This is a genomic window from Pantoea sp. B65, assembly GCF_047308185.1.
GTDB lineage: Bacteria > Pseudomonadota > Gammaproteobacteria > Enterobacterales > Enterobacteriaceae > Erwinia.
In genome coordinates, this window is sequence record NZ_JAHXPU010000044.1 from 1 (window position 1) to 15,202 (window position 15,202).

13 protein-coding genes, 1 rRNA gene and 1 riboswitch are annotated in these 15,202 nt (G+C 53.2%); of the genes, 4 read left to right on the top strand and 10 right to left on the bottom strand.

Annotated elements, in window-relative coordinates; genetic code table 11:
- The 3 genes from JWF83_RS22610 to btuB form a co-directional block, all read right to left on the bottom strand.
- Nucleotides 1-191, bottom strand: a 16S ribosomal RNA gene (locus JWF83_RS22610); the annotation flags it as partial.
- A 352-nt stretch (nucleotides 192-543) separates the two neighbouring features.
- Nucleotides 544-1,395 carry a glutamate racemase gene (murI, locus tag JWF83_RS22615; protein ID WP_413652761.1) on the bottom strand — a complete coding sequence of 284 codons (852 nt, stop codon included), beginning with the start codon at nucleotides 1,393-1,395 and terminating at the stop codon, nucleotides 544-546.
- Nucleotides 1,340-3,223 (bottom strand): TonB-dependent vitamin B12 receptor BtuB, encoded by a 1,884-nt coding sequence (btuB, locus tag JWF83_RS22620; RefSeq protein WP_413652762.1) that lies wholly within the window; start codon nucleotides 3,221-3,223, stop codon nucleotides 1,340-1,342. The genes murI and btuB overlap by 56 nt, the downstream gene beginning before the upstream one ends.
- 71 nt (nucleotides 3,224-3,294) lie before the next feature.
- A riboswitch (cobalamin riboswitch) is annotated at nucleotides 3,295-3,476 on the bottom strand.
- Nucleotides 3,477-3,599: 123 nt separating this feature from the next.
- Between btuB and trmA the strand changes: the two genes are divergently transcribed.
- A complete protein-coding gene (gene trmA, locus JWF83_RS22625; protein WP_413652763.1) occupies nucleotides 3,600-4,703 on the top strand; it encodes a tRNA (uridine(54)-C5)-methyltransferase TrmA in 1,104 nt (367 codons plus the stop codon).
- Nucleotides 4,704-4,794: 91 nt separating this feature from the next.
- Here trmA and JWF83_RS22630 read toward each other — a convergent pair whose 3' ends face one another.
- Together JWF83_RS22630 and fabR are read right to left on the bottom strand one after the other, a co-directional pair.
- Nucleotides 4,795-5,148, bottom strand: coding sequence for a YijD family membrane protein (locus JWF83_RS22630; protein WP_413652764.1), 354 nt, complete (start codon nucleotides 5,146-5,148; stop codon nucleotides 4,795-4,797).
- A gap of 22 nt (nucleotides 5,149-5,170) precedes the next feature.
- Nucleotides 5,171-5,812: an HTH-type transcriptional repressor FabR gene (gene fabR, locus JWF83_RS22635; protein WP_413652765.1), complete on the bottom strand. Its 642-nt coding sequence runs from the start codon at nucleotides 5,810-5,812 to the stop codon at nucleotides 5,171-5,173.
- Nucleotides 5,813-6,008: 196 nt separating this feature from the next.
- On the opposite strand from fabR, the gene sthA reads away from it, so the two are divergent.
- A complete protein-coding gene (gene sthA / locus JWF83_RS22640) occupies nucleotides 6,009-7,409 on the top strand; it encodes a Si-specific NAD(P)(+) transhydrogenase (RefSeq protein ID WP_413652766.1) in 1,401 nt (466 codons plus the stop codon).
- Here the strand turns inward: sthA and oxyR are convergent.
- Nucleotides 7,392-8,309 carry a DNA-binding transcriptional regulator OxyR gene (gene oxyR, locus JWF83_RS22645; RefSeq protein WP_413652767.1) on the bottom strand — a complete coding sequence of 306 codons (918 nt, stop codon included), beginning with the start codon at nucleotides 8,307-8,309 and terminating at the stop codon, nucleotides 7,392-7,394. The two genes, sthA and oxyR, sit on opposite strands and share 18 nt — an antisense overlap.
- A gap of 136 nt (nucleotides 8,310-8,445) precedes the next feature.
- Between oxyR and JWF83_RS22650 the strand changes: the two genes are divergently transcribed.
- Nucleotides 8,446-9,180, top strand: a complete 735-nt coding sequence (locus JWF83_RS22650; RefSeq protein WP_413652768.1) for a glutathione peroxidase — start codon at nucleotides 8,446-8,448, stop codon at nucleotides 9,178-9,180.
- A gap of 64 nt (nucleotides 9,181-9,244) precedes the next feature.
- Here JWF83_RS22650 and argH read toward each other — a convergent pair whose 3' ends face one another.
- The 4 genes from argH to argC form a co-directional block, all read right to left on the bottom strand.
- Complete coding sequence (gene argH, locus JWF83_RS22655; protein WP_413652769.1) at nucleotides 9,245-10,615, bottom strand: argininosuccinate lyase; 1,371 nt, start codon at nucleotides 10,613-10,615, stop codon at nucleotides 9,245-9,247.
- 109 nt (nucleotides 10,616-10,724) lie between these two features.
- Complete coding sequence (locus JWF83_RS22660; RefSeq protein ID WP_413652770.1) at nucleotides 10,725-11,939, bottom strand: argininosuccinate synthase; 1,215 nt, start codon at nucleotides 11,937-11,939, stop codon at nucleotides 10,725-10,727.
- A gap of 29 nt (nucleotides 11,940-11,968) precedes the next feature.
- Nucleotides 11,969-12,745 (bottom strand): acetylglutamate kinase, encoded by a 777-nt coding sequence (gene argB / locus JWF83_RS22665; RefSeq protein WP_413652771.1) that lies wholly within the window; start codon nucleotides 12,743-12,745, stop codon nucleotides 11,969-11,971.
- A gap of 20 nt (nucleotides 12,746-12,765) precedes the next feature.
- Entirely contained in the window at nucleotides 12,766-13,770 is a 1,005-nt protein-coding gene (argC, locus tag JWF83_RS22670; protein WP_413652772.1) for an N-acetyl-gamma-glutamyl-phosphate reductase, read from the bottom strand.
- 185 nt (nucleotides 13,771-13,955) lie between these two features.
- On the opposite strand from argC, the gene argE reads away from it, so the two are divergent.
- On the top strand, nucleotides 13,956-15,113 hold the full coding sequence (argE, locus tag JWF83_RS22675; RefSeq protein WP_413652773.1) for an acetylornithine deacetylase: 1,158 nt from the start codon (nucleotides 13,956-13,958) through the stop codon (nucleotides 15,111-15,113).
- Nucleotides 15,114-15,202: the final 89 nt, after the last annotated feature.

The following is a 15,202-nucleotide window of genomic DNA, read 5'->3' on the forward strand; positions in this document are numbered from 1 at the left end:
CTTGCGACGTTATGCGGTATTAGCTACCGTTTCCAGTAGTTATCCCCCTCCATCGGGCAGATCCCCAGACATTACTCACCCGTCCGCCGCTCGCCGGCAAAGTAGCAAGCTACTTCCCGCTGCCGCCCGACTTGCATGTGTTAGGCCTGCCGCCAGCGTTCAATCTGAGCCATGATCAAACTCTTCAATTAAAAAGCTTGATGCTCAAAGAATTAAAACTGTTATTCGTAATGAATATAGTAGTCACTCTTGAGACTTGATATTTCAAATTTTTTCCATCCGGAGATGGTTTGCGATATCAACCCTGCGAGTGCCCACACAGATTGTCTGATAAATTGTTAAAGAGCAGTGCCACAATCTTCTGTGGCGCGGGCTGCGTATATTACGCCTCACCGCTAAAGAGTCAAGGATTTATTCACTTTTCTCTTCCTGAATCGGCGACCGTTAAGTCGTTGTTCCGGGTCAGTGGAGGCGCATTATAGGGACTTCCTGACGGCTGACAAGTGCTAATTGCAAAAAACTTTCCGAGTGATGTTTTTTTACTCAAAACGCCAGTTTTTCGAGCTTTTCAAAGCCATAGCGTTGTAAAACGGGCATTAATTGCGCTGTTTCCTCAGTAAAAGCCATGCAATAAGCAGTATTGCATTCTGCCGAAAGCGCCACCGGCGACTCGTGTTCCAGTAACCAGGCGGTACGACGCGCTATTGCCGCGCCCGAATCCACTAAACGCGTGCCTTCCGGCAATACCTGCTGCAACTCTTCACTTAATAAAGGAAAGTGGGTGCAGCCCAGTACCACGGTATCTGGTGGCTCAGACATACGCAGCCACGGCTGCAGGATACGTTTAATCTCATCTAACGACACCGGCTTACCATGCAGCTTCGCCTCAGCCAGCTCCACCAGTTCGGCCGACCCTAACATTTCGGTCTTACACTCCCTGGCAAAACGCGCCACCAGTTCATGAGTATAAGGACGACGCACCGTTCCCCGGGTTGCCAGCAAACCGACAACACCGTTGCGGGTTAAACGTGCCGCAGGCTTAATCGCCGGCACCACGCCCACCACCGGAAAATCAAAACGCGCGCGCAAAGCAGGTAAGGTGACCGTACTGGCGGAATTGCAGGCGATCACCACCAGCGACAACGGTGTTTCGCGGGTAATCGCGGTGACAATATCCACCACGCGTTCCACAATGAATTCTTCGCTTTTCTCGCCATAGGGAAAAGCCACATTATCGAAGGCGTAGAGATAGTGGAGATCCGGCAGCAATTGCCGCATCTCCTGATAGACGGATAGCCCACCGACGCCGGAATCAAATACCAGCACGGTGGGTCTTAATTTAGAAGGTGTAACTGCCGTTAACGAAGTATTCCCGTCCTGGGGTTTGATAGCCATACGCTGTCTCGTAATCTTTGTCGAACAGGTTGGCAATTCTACCACGAACGGTGAGCTGAGATGTGACCGGATACGAAACGGCGAGATCCCACAGACTAACTCCCGCCAGTTTTACTGTCCGGGCAGTATAGGAAGAGTTGTAATCTTTATCATAACGCTCACCCAGATACTGATAAGTTACCGACCAGTCAAAGTCGTGGATGGTCCAGTCGAGCTGATACTTAACCTGCTGTTTAGCCCGGCGTGCCAGTACTTCATTAGTCGTCGCATTACGCGGGTCGACATAGTCATAGGAAACCTGATGGCTAAGCGGTCCGGTATCAAAGGAGGCGGTGGCCTCAACCCCTTTGATCTTCGCCTTATCGATATTGTAATAGCGATAAGTCGCCGGGTCGCTGCCGATCAAATCTTTAATGTCATTGCGATAGCCGGAAAGACGCCAGTTAACCGGACCGGTTAAACCTTCAAAGCCCCCTTCCCACTGCTTGCTCTTTTCCGGTTCAAGATCGCGATTGCCATAGGTCTGGCTATAAACCTGGCTCAGATTTGGCGCTTTGAATGCCGTGCCATAGGAAGCAAACAGGCTATAACCGTCAACAAACTCCCATGCGGCGCTGCTTTGCCAGGTGTTATGCCAGCCAAATTCATTATTATCATCACCGCGCACCGCACCTTCCAGCGTCACGCTGCCCAATTTCTGTTGGGTGGTGGCATAGATGCCGGTATTGCGCTGCTCCTGCCCTTCGCTGACATAATTAGTATCGGGTTCGGAGGTTTGCCGTTGCCAGTCAACGCCGCCGCTGACGGTGCCATTACCCGCTGCCAGCGTATTGCCCCACTGCAGGTTATATTGCTGCACATCATCAAGAGTGGCGGAGGTGTCGTAACGGCCTTTACCCGGATCGTAGTTGTAATCTTTACTGTGGCTGTAGCTGGCAATCAGCTGTGTCGAATAAATACCTTCATGGAAGCGCAGGCCGGTGTCCCAGCTCTGGCTGTACAACTGACGGGTATCTGGCAGGCCAGTAATGGCATAGTTGGCGTCGTAAACATAGGTGCCATCGTAAGCGGTGCGGTTATCAAAACCGTAGCCACGGAAAAAGCCGCTGAACTGGTCATTAAACTGATGTTCAACCATACCATACAGGGTTTTACTCATAAAACCGTCGCGGTCAGGCTGCGCGGGGTCGCCATACACATCCGGATAGCCCGCTACCACATCATAGCCTTTAGTATAAGTATAATTGCCCGCCATGGTCAGACGCGTGTTCTCACCCAGTAGCTGCTGCGTGGAACCATCATAGGATTGATAGCCATTGGAGCCGACGCCAGCGTTCAGGGTCGTGCCGGGCTTATCACGACCGGTAATAATGTTTACCACGCCGCCAATAGCATCGGAACCATATACCGCAGAGCGCGCGCCACGAACATATTCAATGCGTTTTACTAAAGAGACCGGAATCTGACTGAGATCGGAAGCGCCGCTGATCCCCGCCTGATTAAGGCGAATACCGTCAATAAGCACCAGCACATGACTGGAGTTTGCGCCGCGAATAAACAGAGAGCTTTGCTGGCCCATACCACCATTCTGGCCGATATCCACACCGGGTAAGCGGCGCATCACATCGATCAGCGTTTTCGACTGCCAGCGATCAATCTGTTCTTTGGTGACGACAGTGGTGGGCGCCAGTACCGAAGAGACCGGCTGCGCAAAGCGGTTAGCCGTAACCACCAGCGCATCATCATTTTGCTGCGCAAAGCCATTTTGCGCCCAGAGAGAAATAGCTGTGACGCTAAACGCCAGCAGCGGAGTTGTTGTTTTCATCATTTGAATTCAAGCATCCAAACACATGTAGCAGGATGCCGCAGGCATACGATCGATAGCACGCGATGATCGTACGAAGTGCGACGTACCCCGGCAGGTCTTCGGGCTTGGCGTCGTTTACTGGCGAAGACTTCCCATCATATGACAGTGTCTGCATTCGCAATCGCCACGACAATCCTTACCGCTGCGCGTCAGCTCCAGATTTGCACTGGATTCCCTTTTAACTCTTCAGGAGACCGGAAAGCGCATACTACGGACAAGAGTAATGGAAGTCCAGACTTCCAGAGTGCTAAAATAACGCTTTTCGCGACAATACTGGACATCGACGATCGAATCCCTACAATCGCCTGGCAAGTCAGCCATTCAATCAGGAACTCACATGACGCCGGAACAATTACCAATCGAAAACTACGACGCCCAGCTGGCGGAAAAGGTCACCCGTTTACAGGGAATGATGTCGCCCTTTGCTGCGCCTGAGGTTGAGGTATTTCGTTCGCCGGTGAGTCATTACCGCATGCGTGCGGAGTTCCGCCTCTGGCATGACGGCGACGATATCTATCACATTATGTTTGACCAGCAGACGCGCCAGCGTATTCGCGTCGACAGCTTTCCGGCAGCCAGCCAGTTGATTAATCGCCTGATGCCATTGTTAATTGCTGCCATTCGCGATAACCGCGTGTTGCGCCGCAAGCTGTTCCAGATTGATTATCTCTCCACCATCAGCGAGCAGATCGTGGTCTCACTGCTGTATCACCGCGCCCTGGATGATGAGTGGCAGCAGGCGGCGACCGTGCTGCGTGATGCCCTGCGCGCGCAAGGCATTAATCTGCATCTGATTGGCCGCGCCACCAAAACCAAAATCTGTCTCGATCAGGATTTTGTCGATGAATGTTTGCCGGTCGGCGGCCGCGAGCTGATTTACCGTCAGGTAGAAAACAGTTTTACCCAACCAAATGCGGCGATGAATATTCAGATGCTGGAGTGGGCGCTGGATGTGACCAAAGATGCGCAGGGGGATTTACTGGAACTCTATTGCGGTAATGGCAACTTCTCGCTGGCGCTGGCGCGTAATTTCCGCCGGGTGCTGGCGACAGAGATCGCCAAACCGTCGGTGGCGTCCGCGCAATACAATATTGCCGCGAATCAGATCGATAACGTGCAGATTATCCGTATGTCAGCCGAAGAGTTTACTCAGGCGATGAACGGTGAGCGTGAATTTAACCGTTTACAGGGCATCGATCTCAGCAGTTATCAGTGTGAGACCATTTTTGTCGATCCGCCGCGCAGCGGACTGGATGCCGAAACGCTGAAGATGGTGCAGGCCTATCCGCAGATCCTCTATATCTCCTGTAATCCGCAGACCTTAAGCGAAAATTTGCAAACCCTCGCGCAAACCCATCAGGTAACGCGGCTGGCGCTATTCGATCAGTTCCCTTACACCCACCATATGGAATGCGGTGTGTTACTGACGCTTAAGCAGTAAATTCAGCGGGGCCATTAACCATGCCCGGTTGCTACGCAAATACGGTTCAGTAAACCTCAATAACGGCGAACGACCTTCGCCGTTATTGCCTTTAGCCGTTTTTCCGCGCCTTAATCCGCAGACCAATCCAGAAAATCAGCGCCACCATCAAAATGGTCGGGATAAAGTTCGATCCCAGATCGGGATATTCCGCCCGCACAATTGCGCTATACAGCAGTATGCCCAGCAGAAAAAACGCCGCCGCCAGCGAAGGCATCCCTTCCGGCATCGCCCGGTTAAGATAACGCTGATGCAGGCACCAGGCCGCAAGGCCCAGCGCAATCAGCGGAAAGATTGAAAACGGCACGATAGAACTAAAAAGTACGGAGAAAGAACCGTTTATCGACAGGCCGGTGATAAACGCCAGCACTAAGGTTCCTTTGTCCCGATGGATCGTTTCAGTCATGTCATTATCCTTAGCAACCCGCTTAATTATTTGATTCCAGTGTTACCGCCAACTTCTCTTGCTCACGGCGATACCAGTAATAAGCCCCTTTCGAAATCATCCGCAGCTGCAACACCAGCCGCTCTTCCAGTTGGCGTCGCTGTTCAACATCAATATCCAGCGCCTCGGCGCCGGCGTTAAACACGATAATCACCATCGCTTCGGCCTGCGCTTCGGTAAAGCTGCGCGGCATGCGGTTTTCCAGCTCCAGGTAATCCGCCAGTTCCGCGATAAAGTGCTGAATTTCGCGCGCAACCGCCGCACGGAAGGCGGCGGATGTGCCTGATCGCTCACGTAACAGCAGACGAAAAGCGTTAGGGTTGTTGCCGATAAACTCCATAAAGGTGGCGACCGAAGTCCGGATCACACTGCCACCTTTCGCAATCCGCTGACGTGCCTGGCGCATCAGCTGACGCAACATCAGGCCGCTTTCATCGACCATTGTTAACCCTAACTCATCTACATCACGAAAATGACGATAAAATGATGTCGGCGCAATACCGGCTTCCCGAGCAACTTCACGCAGGCTAAGACTGGCGAAACTTCTCTCGGCACTCAGCTGGCTGAATGCCGCTTCAATGAGCGAACGTCGTGTACGTTCTTTTTGTTGTGCTCTGACGCCCATTATTCTGCCTGTTTGACCTGCCGAAGCCGAACTATAGCAAACTTTTCAGCGTACAGTCCGATCAACTTTGTGAACGCCTGTTAACCCCTTTACTTTGCCAATTCGCGGCAAAAATAAGTGATACGATTGGGATGTGAGCGGTGAGATGTTACAATCTCGTTGTAAAAATGTAGATAAAAATATAGGACGTACTGGTATGCAACAGTCTTACGATTACGATGCCATTGTTATTGGCTCAGGTCCTGGCGGCGAAGGTGCCGCAATGGGTCTGGTTAAACAGGGAGCCCGTATCGCGGTGATCGAGCGCTACCATAATATCGGTGGTGGCTGTACTCACTGGGGAACTATCCCGTCAAAAGCACTGCGCCACGCTGTAAGCCGTATTATCGAGTTCAATCAGAACCCGCTATACAGTGACCACAGTCTGCTGCTGCGCTCTTCATTTGCGGATATTCTTAACCACACCGAAAACGTCATTAGCCAGCAAACCCGGATGCGTCAGGGTTTTTATGAGCGTAATCATTGTGAAATCTTTCAGGGTGATGCCCATTTTGTCGATGCCAACACGGTTGAGATCGAATCCCCCGATGGCACCACCGCGCAGCTGACCGCGGGCAAGTTTGTTATCGCCTGCGGTTCACGCCCTTATCATCCGGTTGATGTCGACTTTACCCACCCACGTATCTATGACTCCGATTCGATCCTCAATCTGCATCATGAACCCGGCCATGTGATCATCTATGGCGCCGGGGTGATCGGTTGTGAATACGCGTCGATCTTCCGGGGTCTGAATGTCAAAGTGGATCTGATTAACACCCGCGATCGTCTGCTGGCGTTTCTCGATCAGGAGATGTCCGACTCACTCTCTTACCACTTCTGGAATAGCGGCGTAGTGATTCGTCACAACGAAGAGTTTGAGAAGATTGAAGGCGTCGATGACGGAGTGATTGTTCACCTGAAATCCGGCAAGAAAGTAAAAGCCGATTGTCTGCTGTACGCCAACGGACGTACCGGCAACACCGATTCGCTGACGCTGAAAAATGTCGGCCTTGAAGCGGACAGCCGTGGCCTGTTGAAGGTCAACAGCATGTATCAGACCGCCCAGCCGCATATCTACGCAGTCGGCGACGTTATCGGTTATCCAAGTCTGGCTTCGGCGGCTTACGATCAGGGACGTATCGCGGCGCAGGCAATAATCAAAGGTGAAGCGTCAGCCCATCTGATTGAAGATATCCCGACCGGGATCTATACCATTCCGGAAATCAGCTCGGTTGGTAAAACCGAACAGCAGCTGACGGCGATGAAAGTGCCTTACGAAGTGGGTCGCGCGCAATTTAAGCATCTGGCGCGGGCGCAGATTGTCGGTATGAATGTCGGTAGCCTGAAGATTCTGTTCCATCGCGAAACCAAAGAGATTTTAGGCATCCACTGCTTTGGCGAGCGTGCTGCCGAAATTATTCATATCGGCCAGGCGATTATGGAGCAGAAAAACGGTGGCAACACGCTGGAATACTTCGTGAATACCACCTTTAACTATCCGACCATGGCCGAAGCCTATCGGGTCGCGGCGCTGAACGGCTTAAACCGCCTGTTTTAAGCTATTACCCATATAATTCTGCATATGGGTACGAATCTCCTCTGCCAGCTGTTCATAACGGCTGCGCAGCGGCGATCCCGGACGATACACCAGCGCGATGGTGCGCTGCGGCTCCGGTTTGTAGCAGGACAGATAGCAAACGCCGTCGCGGGTGCGCTCATTCGGCACCGCCAGCGCAGGTAACAGCGTGATCCCACTGCCTGCCGCCACCATATTGCGCAGCGTTTCTAAACTGGTGGCACGGAAGTGGGTATCTTCCTCGGCGCCCGCCTGGAAACAGAAACCCATCGCCTGATCGCGCAGGCAGTGGCCATCTTCCAGCATCAGCAGTTTCTCACCGGCCAGCTCAGACATGGGTACACGATCGCGGTCGTGCCATGGATGATCGGCATAGATCGCCAGTTTCATTGGCTCGTCGAACAATGGCACTTCAATAAACGCTTCGCTCTCTTTCACCAGCGCCAGAATCGCGCAATCCAGCTTACCGCTGTCAAGCTGCGCCAGCAGCTGCTGGGTTTGTGCCTCATGCAGATACATCTCCAGCTTGGGAAAGGTCTGGTGCAGCATCGGTATAATTTGCGGCAGCAGGTAAGGCCCAACGGTCGGGATCAGGCCGATATGCAGTGGCCCGGACATTGCTTCGCCTTGCTGGCTCGCCATCTCTTTCAGCACTTTCACTTCACGTAACACCGTACGCGCCTGATCCACCAGCAGCAAACCCGCCTGCGTGAACAGAACCTTGCGGCTGGTGCGTTCCAGCAGCATAACGCCTAATTCATCTTCCAGTTTACGAATCTGTCCGCTCAGCGTCGGCTGACTGACATGGCAGGAATCAGCAGCACGTCGAAAGTGACGATGCTCGGCTAACGCCACCAGATATTCAAGATCACGAATGTTCATTTTACCCTCCGAACCACGATAGTCCGTGGCGATAGATAGGATAGCAATCAACGATTATCCCTATCAAGCTGATATGACAATAATGTCCAACATTCGGCCAGCGCCAGATTTTGTTATTTCAACCATGAGGTATTTTATGTTTGCAAGTCAGGAAGGTAAGTCGGTCCCACAAGTCACTTTTCATACGCGTCAGAGCGATCGCTGGGTTGACGTTACGACTGATGAGCTGTTTAAAGATAAAACCGTACTGGTCTTTTCTCTGCCAGGGGCATTTACCCCGACCTGTTCATCCAGTCATCTGCCGCGCTACAACGAGCTGGCCAGCGTGTTTGCCCTGCATGGCGTTGACAGCATTCTGTGTGTCTCAGTAAACGACACCTTTGTTATGAACGCCTGGAAAGCCGATCAACAGGCGAATAACATCACTTTTATTCCGGACGGTAACGGCGACTTTACCCGTGGTATGGAAATGCTGGTTGAGAAAGCCGATCTCGGCTTTGGCCCGCGCTCATGGCGTTACTCAATGCTGGTGCGCAATGGCGTGGTAGAGAAAATGTTTGTTGAACCCAATAAACCGGGCGACCCGTTTGAAGTTTCCGACGCCGATACCATGCTGCGCTACCTGGCACCCGACTTTAAGTTACAGGAGTCGGTCGCGCTGTTCACAAAACCTGGCTGCCCGTTCTGCACTAAAGCCAGGCAGATGCTGCTGGATCGCGGTATTCAGTACGAAGAGATTGTGCTGGGACTGGATGCCACCAGCGTCAGCCTGCGCGCCATAACTGGCCGTGCGACAGTGCCCCAGGTATTTATCGGCGGTCGCCATATCGGCGGCAGCGACGATTTGGAACAGTTCTTTGTGACGGCCTGATCAATTAACCCGGGCGGCACAAGGCCGCCCGTACGATGTTCCAGCCGGGCCAGCGCCCTGCGATTTACAAACGTTTTTTAGCTTCGCTAATTGCCAGGGCCACCTGTTGCGGGGAGACGCCGCCTTTGGCTTTACGCTGATCGAGGCAAGACTGCAGCGCCAGGCACGGATAGACGTCATCGCCGATCACACTGTTGAATTTCTGCAGATCTGACAGCGACAGCGCTTCCAGCGCCACACCCTGACGGATGGCTTCAACTACCGCTTCGCCAACAATATGGTGCGCTTCACGGAATGGCACGCCTTTGGCAACCAGATAATCCGCCAGCTCAGTCGCATTAGCATAACCCTGCTCCGCCGCCTCCTTACAACGCTGACGCTTCACCTGAATACCATCCAGCACCAGCGCGGCCATATGCAAACAGTCGGACCAGGTATCGAGCGCATCAAACAGCCCCTCCTTGTCTTCCTGCATATCTTTGTTATACGCCAGCGGCAGGCCTTTCAGCGTCATCATCATACCGGTCAGTGCGCCCTGTACGCGGCCGCATTTACCACGAATCAGTTCCAGCGCATCCGGGTTTTTCTTCTGCGGCATCAGTGAAGAGCCGGAGGTGACACGATCTGACAGCTCAACAAAGCCTGATTCACCAGTGTTAAAGAAAATCAGGTCTTCAGCGAAGCGCGACAGATGCACCATACCGATAGAAGCATCAGAAAGCAGCTCCAGCACATGGTCGCGATCGGATACGCTATCCAGGCTGTTACGGGTGGCGGAGGCAAAGCCTAACCAGCCAGCCAGCTGCTCACGATCGATAGCATAAGCAGTACCCGCCAGCGCGCCGCAACCGAGCGGGCTGACATCCAGACGCTTCAGGGTATCCTGCAGACGGCTTTCATCACGCGCCAGCATCTCCACATAGGCCAGACACCAGTGAGCAAAGGTCACTGGCTGTGCGCGCTGCAGGTGGGTGTAACCCGGCATCACCGCGTCCTGGTTAGCTTCGGCGGTAGCGACCAGCGCCTGCTGCAGCTGACGGGTGGCGCCAAGCAGTTCAGTCACCTGCTCTTTACACCAGAGTTTCAGATCGGTAGCGACCTGATCGTTACGGCTACGGCCAGTATGGAGTTTTTTACCCAGCGCGCCGACTTTGTCGATCAAACGCCCTTCCACCCAGCTGTGAATATCTTCTGCGTCGCTTGCCAGAATCAGTTGCGGATTGGCACGCACTTCTTCCAGCAACACGGTTAATGCCTGCTCTAATTGCTGCTGTTCATCTGCGGTCAGCACATTAACCGTTACCAGCGCTTTGGACCAGGCGACGGAACCGACGATATCCTGTTCTGCCAGACGATAGTCAAAGCGCAGCGAGTCGTTAAAAAGCTTGAAACGTTGATCTGCCGCCTGAGTAAACCGTCCACCCCAAAGTGCCATGTTAGTGCTCCGTTAGATAAAAATGAGTTCAGTGAGTTTTGATGACGCTGGCGCAGGGGCGGCATTAATGCCGCCCCTGCGCGTCTTGCCGTGTCAGTAAACCGGCAACTTATTTCTTTTCGTTCAATGCGCGAATACGTGCAGAGAGCGAGAACAGACGGATAAAGCCGCCCGCATGACGGTGATCGTACACTTCGTCTTCACCGAAGGTAGCGAACTCTTCAGAGTACAGGCTGTTAGGCGATTTTTTCTGAATCGCAGTCACCTGACCTTTGTACAGCTGCAACACCACTTCACCGTTCACTTCTTCTGCCAGCGCTTCAGCGGAAGCCTGCAGAGATTTACGCAGCGGTGCGAACCAGCGTCCGTCATACACGACGTAAGACATTTCATGGCCCAGCTGCTCACGCCATTTAAAGCTATCGCGATCCAGCACCAGCTGTTCAACCGCACGCAGAGCCGTAACCATAATGGTGCCGCCCGGGGTTTCATAGCAGCCGCGGGACTTAATGCCCACCAGACGGTTTTCTACGATGTCGATACGCCCGACGCCGTGTTTCGCGCCGATAGCATTCAGTTTGTCCAGGCACTGGTACGGGCTCAGCGCTTCACCGTTAACCGCAACCACCCGGCCTTTCTCAACGGTAACCGTCACCTGCTCTGGTTGATCCGGGGCTTCCAGCGGATCGACGGTCCACACCCAGCAATCTTTGTTCGGGGCATTCCATGGGCTTTCCAGCACGCCGCCTTCGGTAGAGATATGCCAGGCGTTTTCGTCGCGGCTGTAGATTTTTTCCAGCGACGCGGTGGTCGGGATATTGCGCTCTTTCAGGTAGTCCAGCAGTGCTTCACGGGAACGCAGGTTCCACTCACGCCATGGCGCCACCACTTTCAGCTGTGGTGCCAGCGCGGTATAGGTGGTTTCAAAACGCACCTGATCGTTACCTTTACCGGTTGCGCCGTGGCACAGGGCATCAGCGCCCACTTTCAGCGCCAGCTCAACCTGCGCTTTAGCGATAATTGGACGCGCCATGGAGGTACCCAGCAGATAAGTACCTTCGTACAACGCGCCGGTCTGCAGTACCGGATAGACGTAATCACGGATAAACTCTTCACGCAGATCGACCACGTGGCACTCAGAGGCGCCAGACTGCAATGCTTTCTGCTCAACGCCTTCCAGATCGCCACGTTCCTGGCCAATATCCGCCACAAAGGCAACCACTTCACAGCCACCGTAATTCTCTTTCAGCCATGGAATAATTGCTGAGGTATCCAAACCACCGGAGTAAGCCAGAACGATTTTTTTAATGCCTTGGTTTTGCATTTTTTAATCCTTGAATTTAAAGCGTTTCGTTATGCGAAAATCCGGGTGCCAATGGACACACCGTTAAATAAATTCGGCAGTTGTTCAGCATTGCGCCAGCTGGCGATATCCACCGGGCGACCGAGCGTCCGGGCAGCATCCAGTGCGGCGTTAACTTTAACAATCATGCCATCAGTAATAATGCCCTGCGCGATCAGCTGTTCAGCTTTTGCTGCCGTCATCTCGGCAATGCGCTGACCTTTACCATCGAGGATCCCGCTGACGTCTGACAGCAGAATCAGATCGGCGCCCAGCGTAGCAGCCAGTGCGGTAGCAGCCTGGTCAGCATTGACGTTCATCAGCTCGCCTTCCGCCGTAATGCCAATCGAGCTGATCACCGGCAGGAAACCGCCAGCCAGCAGGGAATTAATCAATACTGGTGAGCCCGGCGTGGCATTGCCAACATGGCCCAGCGCTTCATCAAGTTGGGTCACATTAACGCTGTTGCCGTCGCCGAGGCACAGACCGACAGCATTGATAGCATATTTCTTTGCCCATGCCAGCAGCGTTTTGTTCGCGGTACCCGCCAGTGCGCCAGTGATAATATCAATCTGATCGGCCGGGGTAACACGCAGGCCATTCTTTTTCACCACTGGCAGCGCCAGTTTTTTCATCAGTTCATCAACCAGGCAGCCGCCGCCGTGTACGATCAGCAACGGACGCTGATGCGACTGACGGTAGGTCACCAGTGCGTCAAACAGACGTGCCAGCGCTTCTTCGCTATCTAACAACACGCCGCCCAGTTTGATAATTAATGGATTAGTCATGGTGTGCTCAAACTCGCCTGTTAAATAAGTGACTGCGTTTCCGGGAAACCGAAACGAATATTCAAACACTGAATCGCCTGCGATGAGGCGCCTTTCAGCAGGTTATCTTCGACCGCAACGATGATCAAATGCTCGCCCTGCACGGCAAAACCGATATCGCAGAATGGCAGACCCACCACCGATTTCAATTCCGGCACGCCTTTCTCATACAAACGCACCAGCGGTTTATCGTGATAAGCGTTATGGAAGGCTTCCGCCACATCCTCACGGCTGACGCCCGCTTTCAGACGACAGGTGATGGTCTCCAGAATACCGCGCGGGAAGTTACCCAGGTGCGGGGTAAAAATCACCGGGACGCCAAGGTGCGCGGCAATTTCCGGCTGATGGCGGTGGGCAAAAATATTGTAAGCTTTCAGGCTGACTTCGCAGAAGCTGGTGTTCAGGCTGGCCTTACGACCGGCGCCGCTGACGCCGCTGGTGGCGTTAATTACCGGCCACTGTGCATTATTCAGCAAATCGGCTTCAATTAATGGCTTCAGCGCCAGCTGAGCCGCGGTCGGATAGCAGCCCGGTACGGCAACCAGCTGTGCTTCTTTAATTTTGTCGTGCTGCCACTCCGCCAGACCATACACCGCTTTCTCCAGCCATTGCTGGTGCTGATGTGTAAAGCCATAGTATTGGGTAAAAAAGTTTGCGTCGTTGACGCGAAAAGCGCCAGACAGATCGAATACCACGCAGCCCGCTTTCAGGAACTCCGGCGCCAGATCGTGGCTCACCTCATGCGCGGTGGCGAGAAATACCACATCCACTTTGTCGGCATACTCAGCCGCATCGCTAAGCGGTTGCAGTGGCAAATCGATCACCCCCTTCAGCTGCGGGTGAAGGTCGGAAAGTAATTTTCCTGCATCCGGACTTTGCGCTGAAACCGCTAAAGCGGTTATGTTCATATGCGGATGGCGATTCAGATAGGTCGCAAGCTCTACACCAGCATATCCGCTGGCGCCTACAATCAGCGTATTCAACATCAGGCTGTATACCTTTTTACAGTCACAAAATTCCGGGTTGCAGCCTTCAGGCTCCACACCCACGAGGACAGGCTTTTTTTTAATCAGGAACCATTTAACCGTTCCCTTAAGCCTGACGTTAATGTATTTTTATTCACTATTACTGCATGAATATTGATACTATCCTAACTCAAGGACTGTCAACAGTGAAGACAAAATTACCCCCTTTTATTGAACTCTACCGCCAGTTGATCGCTATACCGTCAATCAGCGCTACCGACAGCGCGCTCGATCAGAGTAATGAAACTTTAATCAATTTACTCGCCGGTTGGTTTCGCGACCTTGGCTTCAGTGTTGAAGTCCAGCCGGTACCCGGCACACGTCATAAATTTAATATGCTGGCGAAGAGCGGACTCGGCGCCGGAGGCCTGTTGTTAGCCGGTCACAGCGACACCGTACCTTATGATGACGGACGCTGGACGCGCGACCCTTTCACCCTTACCGAGCACGATAACAAGCTGTACGGTCTTGGCACCGCCGATATGAAAGGCTTCTTCGCGTTTATTCTTGATACCCTGCGTGACACAGATATTTCCACGCTGGAAAAACCGCTATATATCCTCGCGACCGCCGATGAAGAGACCACCATGGCGGGCGCGCATTACTTTGCGCAATCCACTACGCTGCGCCCGGACTGTGCGATTATCGGTGAACCGACCTCGCTGAAACCGGTTCGCGCCCATAAAGGCCATCTGTCGCAGGCGATTCGTATTCAGGGGCAGTCTGGCCACTCCAGCGATCCGGGCCGCGGGGTCAATGCCATTGAACTGATGCACGATGCCATTAGTCATCTGATGAAGCTGCGCAATACCCTAAAAGAGCGCTATCATCACGATGGTTTCGCTATTCCCTATCCGACCATGAACTTTGGTCATATTAACGGTGGCGACGCGGCTAACCGCATTTGCGCCTGCTGTGAACTGCATATGGATATCCGCCCGCTACCAGGGCTGACGCTGAGCGATCTTGATGGCCTGCTGAACGAAGCGCTGGCGCCGGTAAGCGCGCGCTGGCCGGGTCGCCTGACGGTGGGCGAGCTGCATCCGCCGATTCCTGGCTATGAATGCCCGCCCGATCATCAGCTGGTACAGGTCGTTGAGAAATTGTTGGGTACGCCAACCGAAGTAGTTAACTACTGCACGGAGGCGCCGTTTATTCAGCAGGTCTGTCCGACGCTGGTACTGGGTCCAGGCTCAATAAATCAGGCCCACCAGCCCGATGAATTTATTGATATGGCATTTATTAAACCGACCCGTGAATTGATTGCTCAGGTTGTGCAACACTTTTGCCACAATCAGAGATAACCGGGGTATTTGTCTGGCTATAGAGCCACTTACCGCTGATTTATTCCGTGTTTGGCGATAAGAATAACTTATCTCACCTTGATGTAATT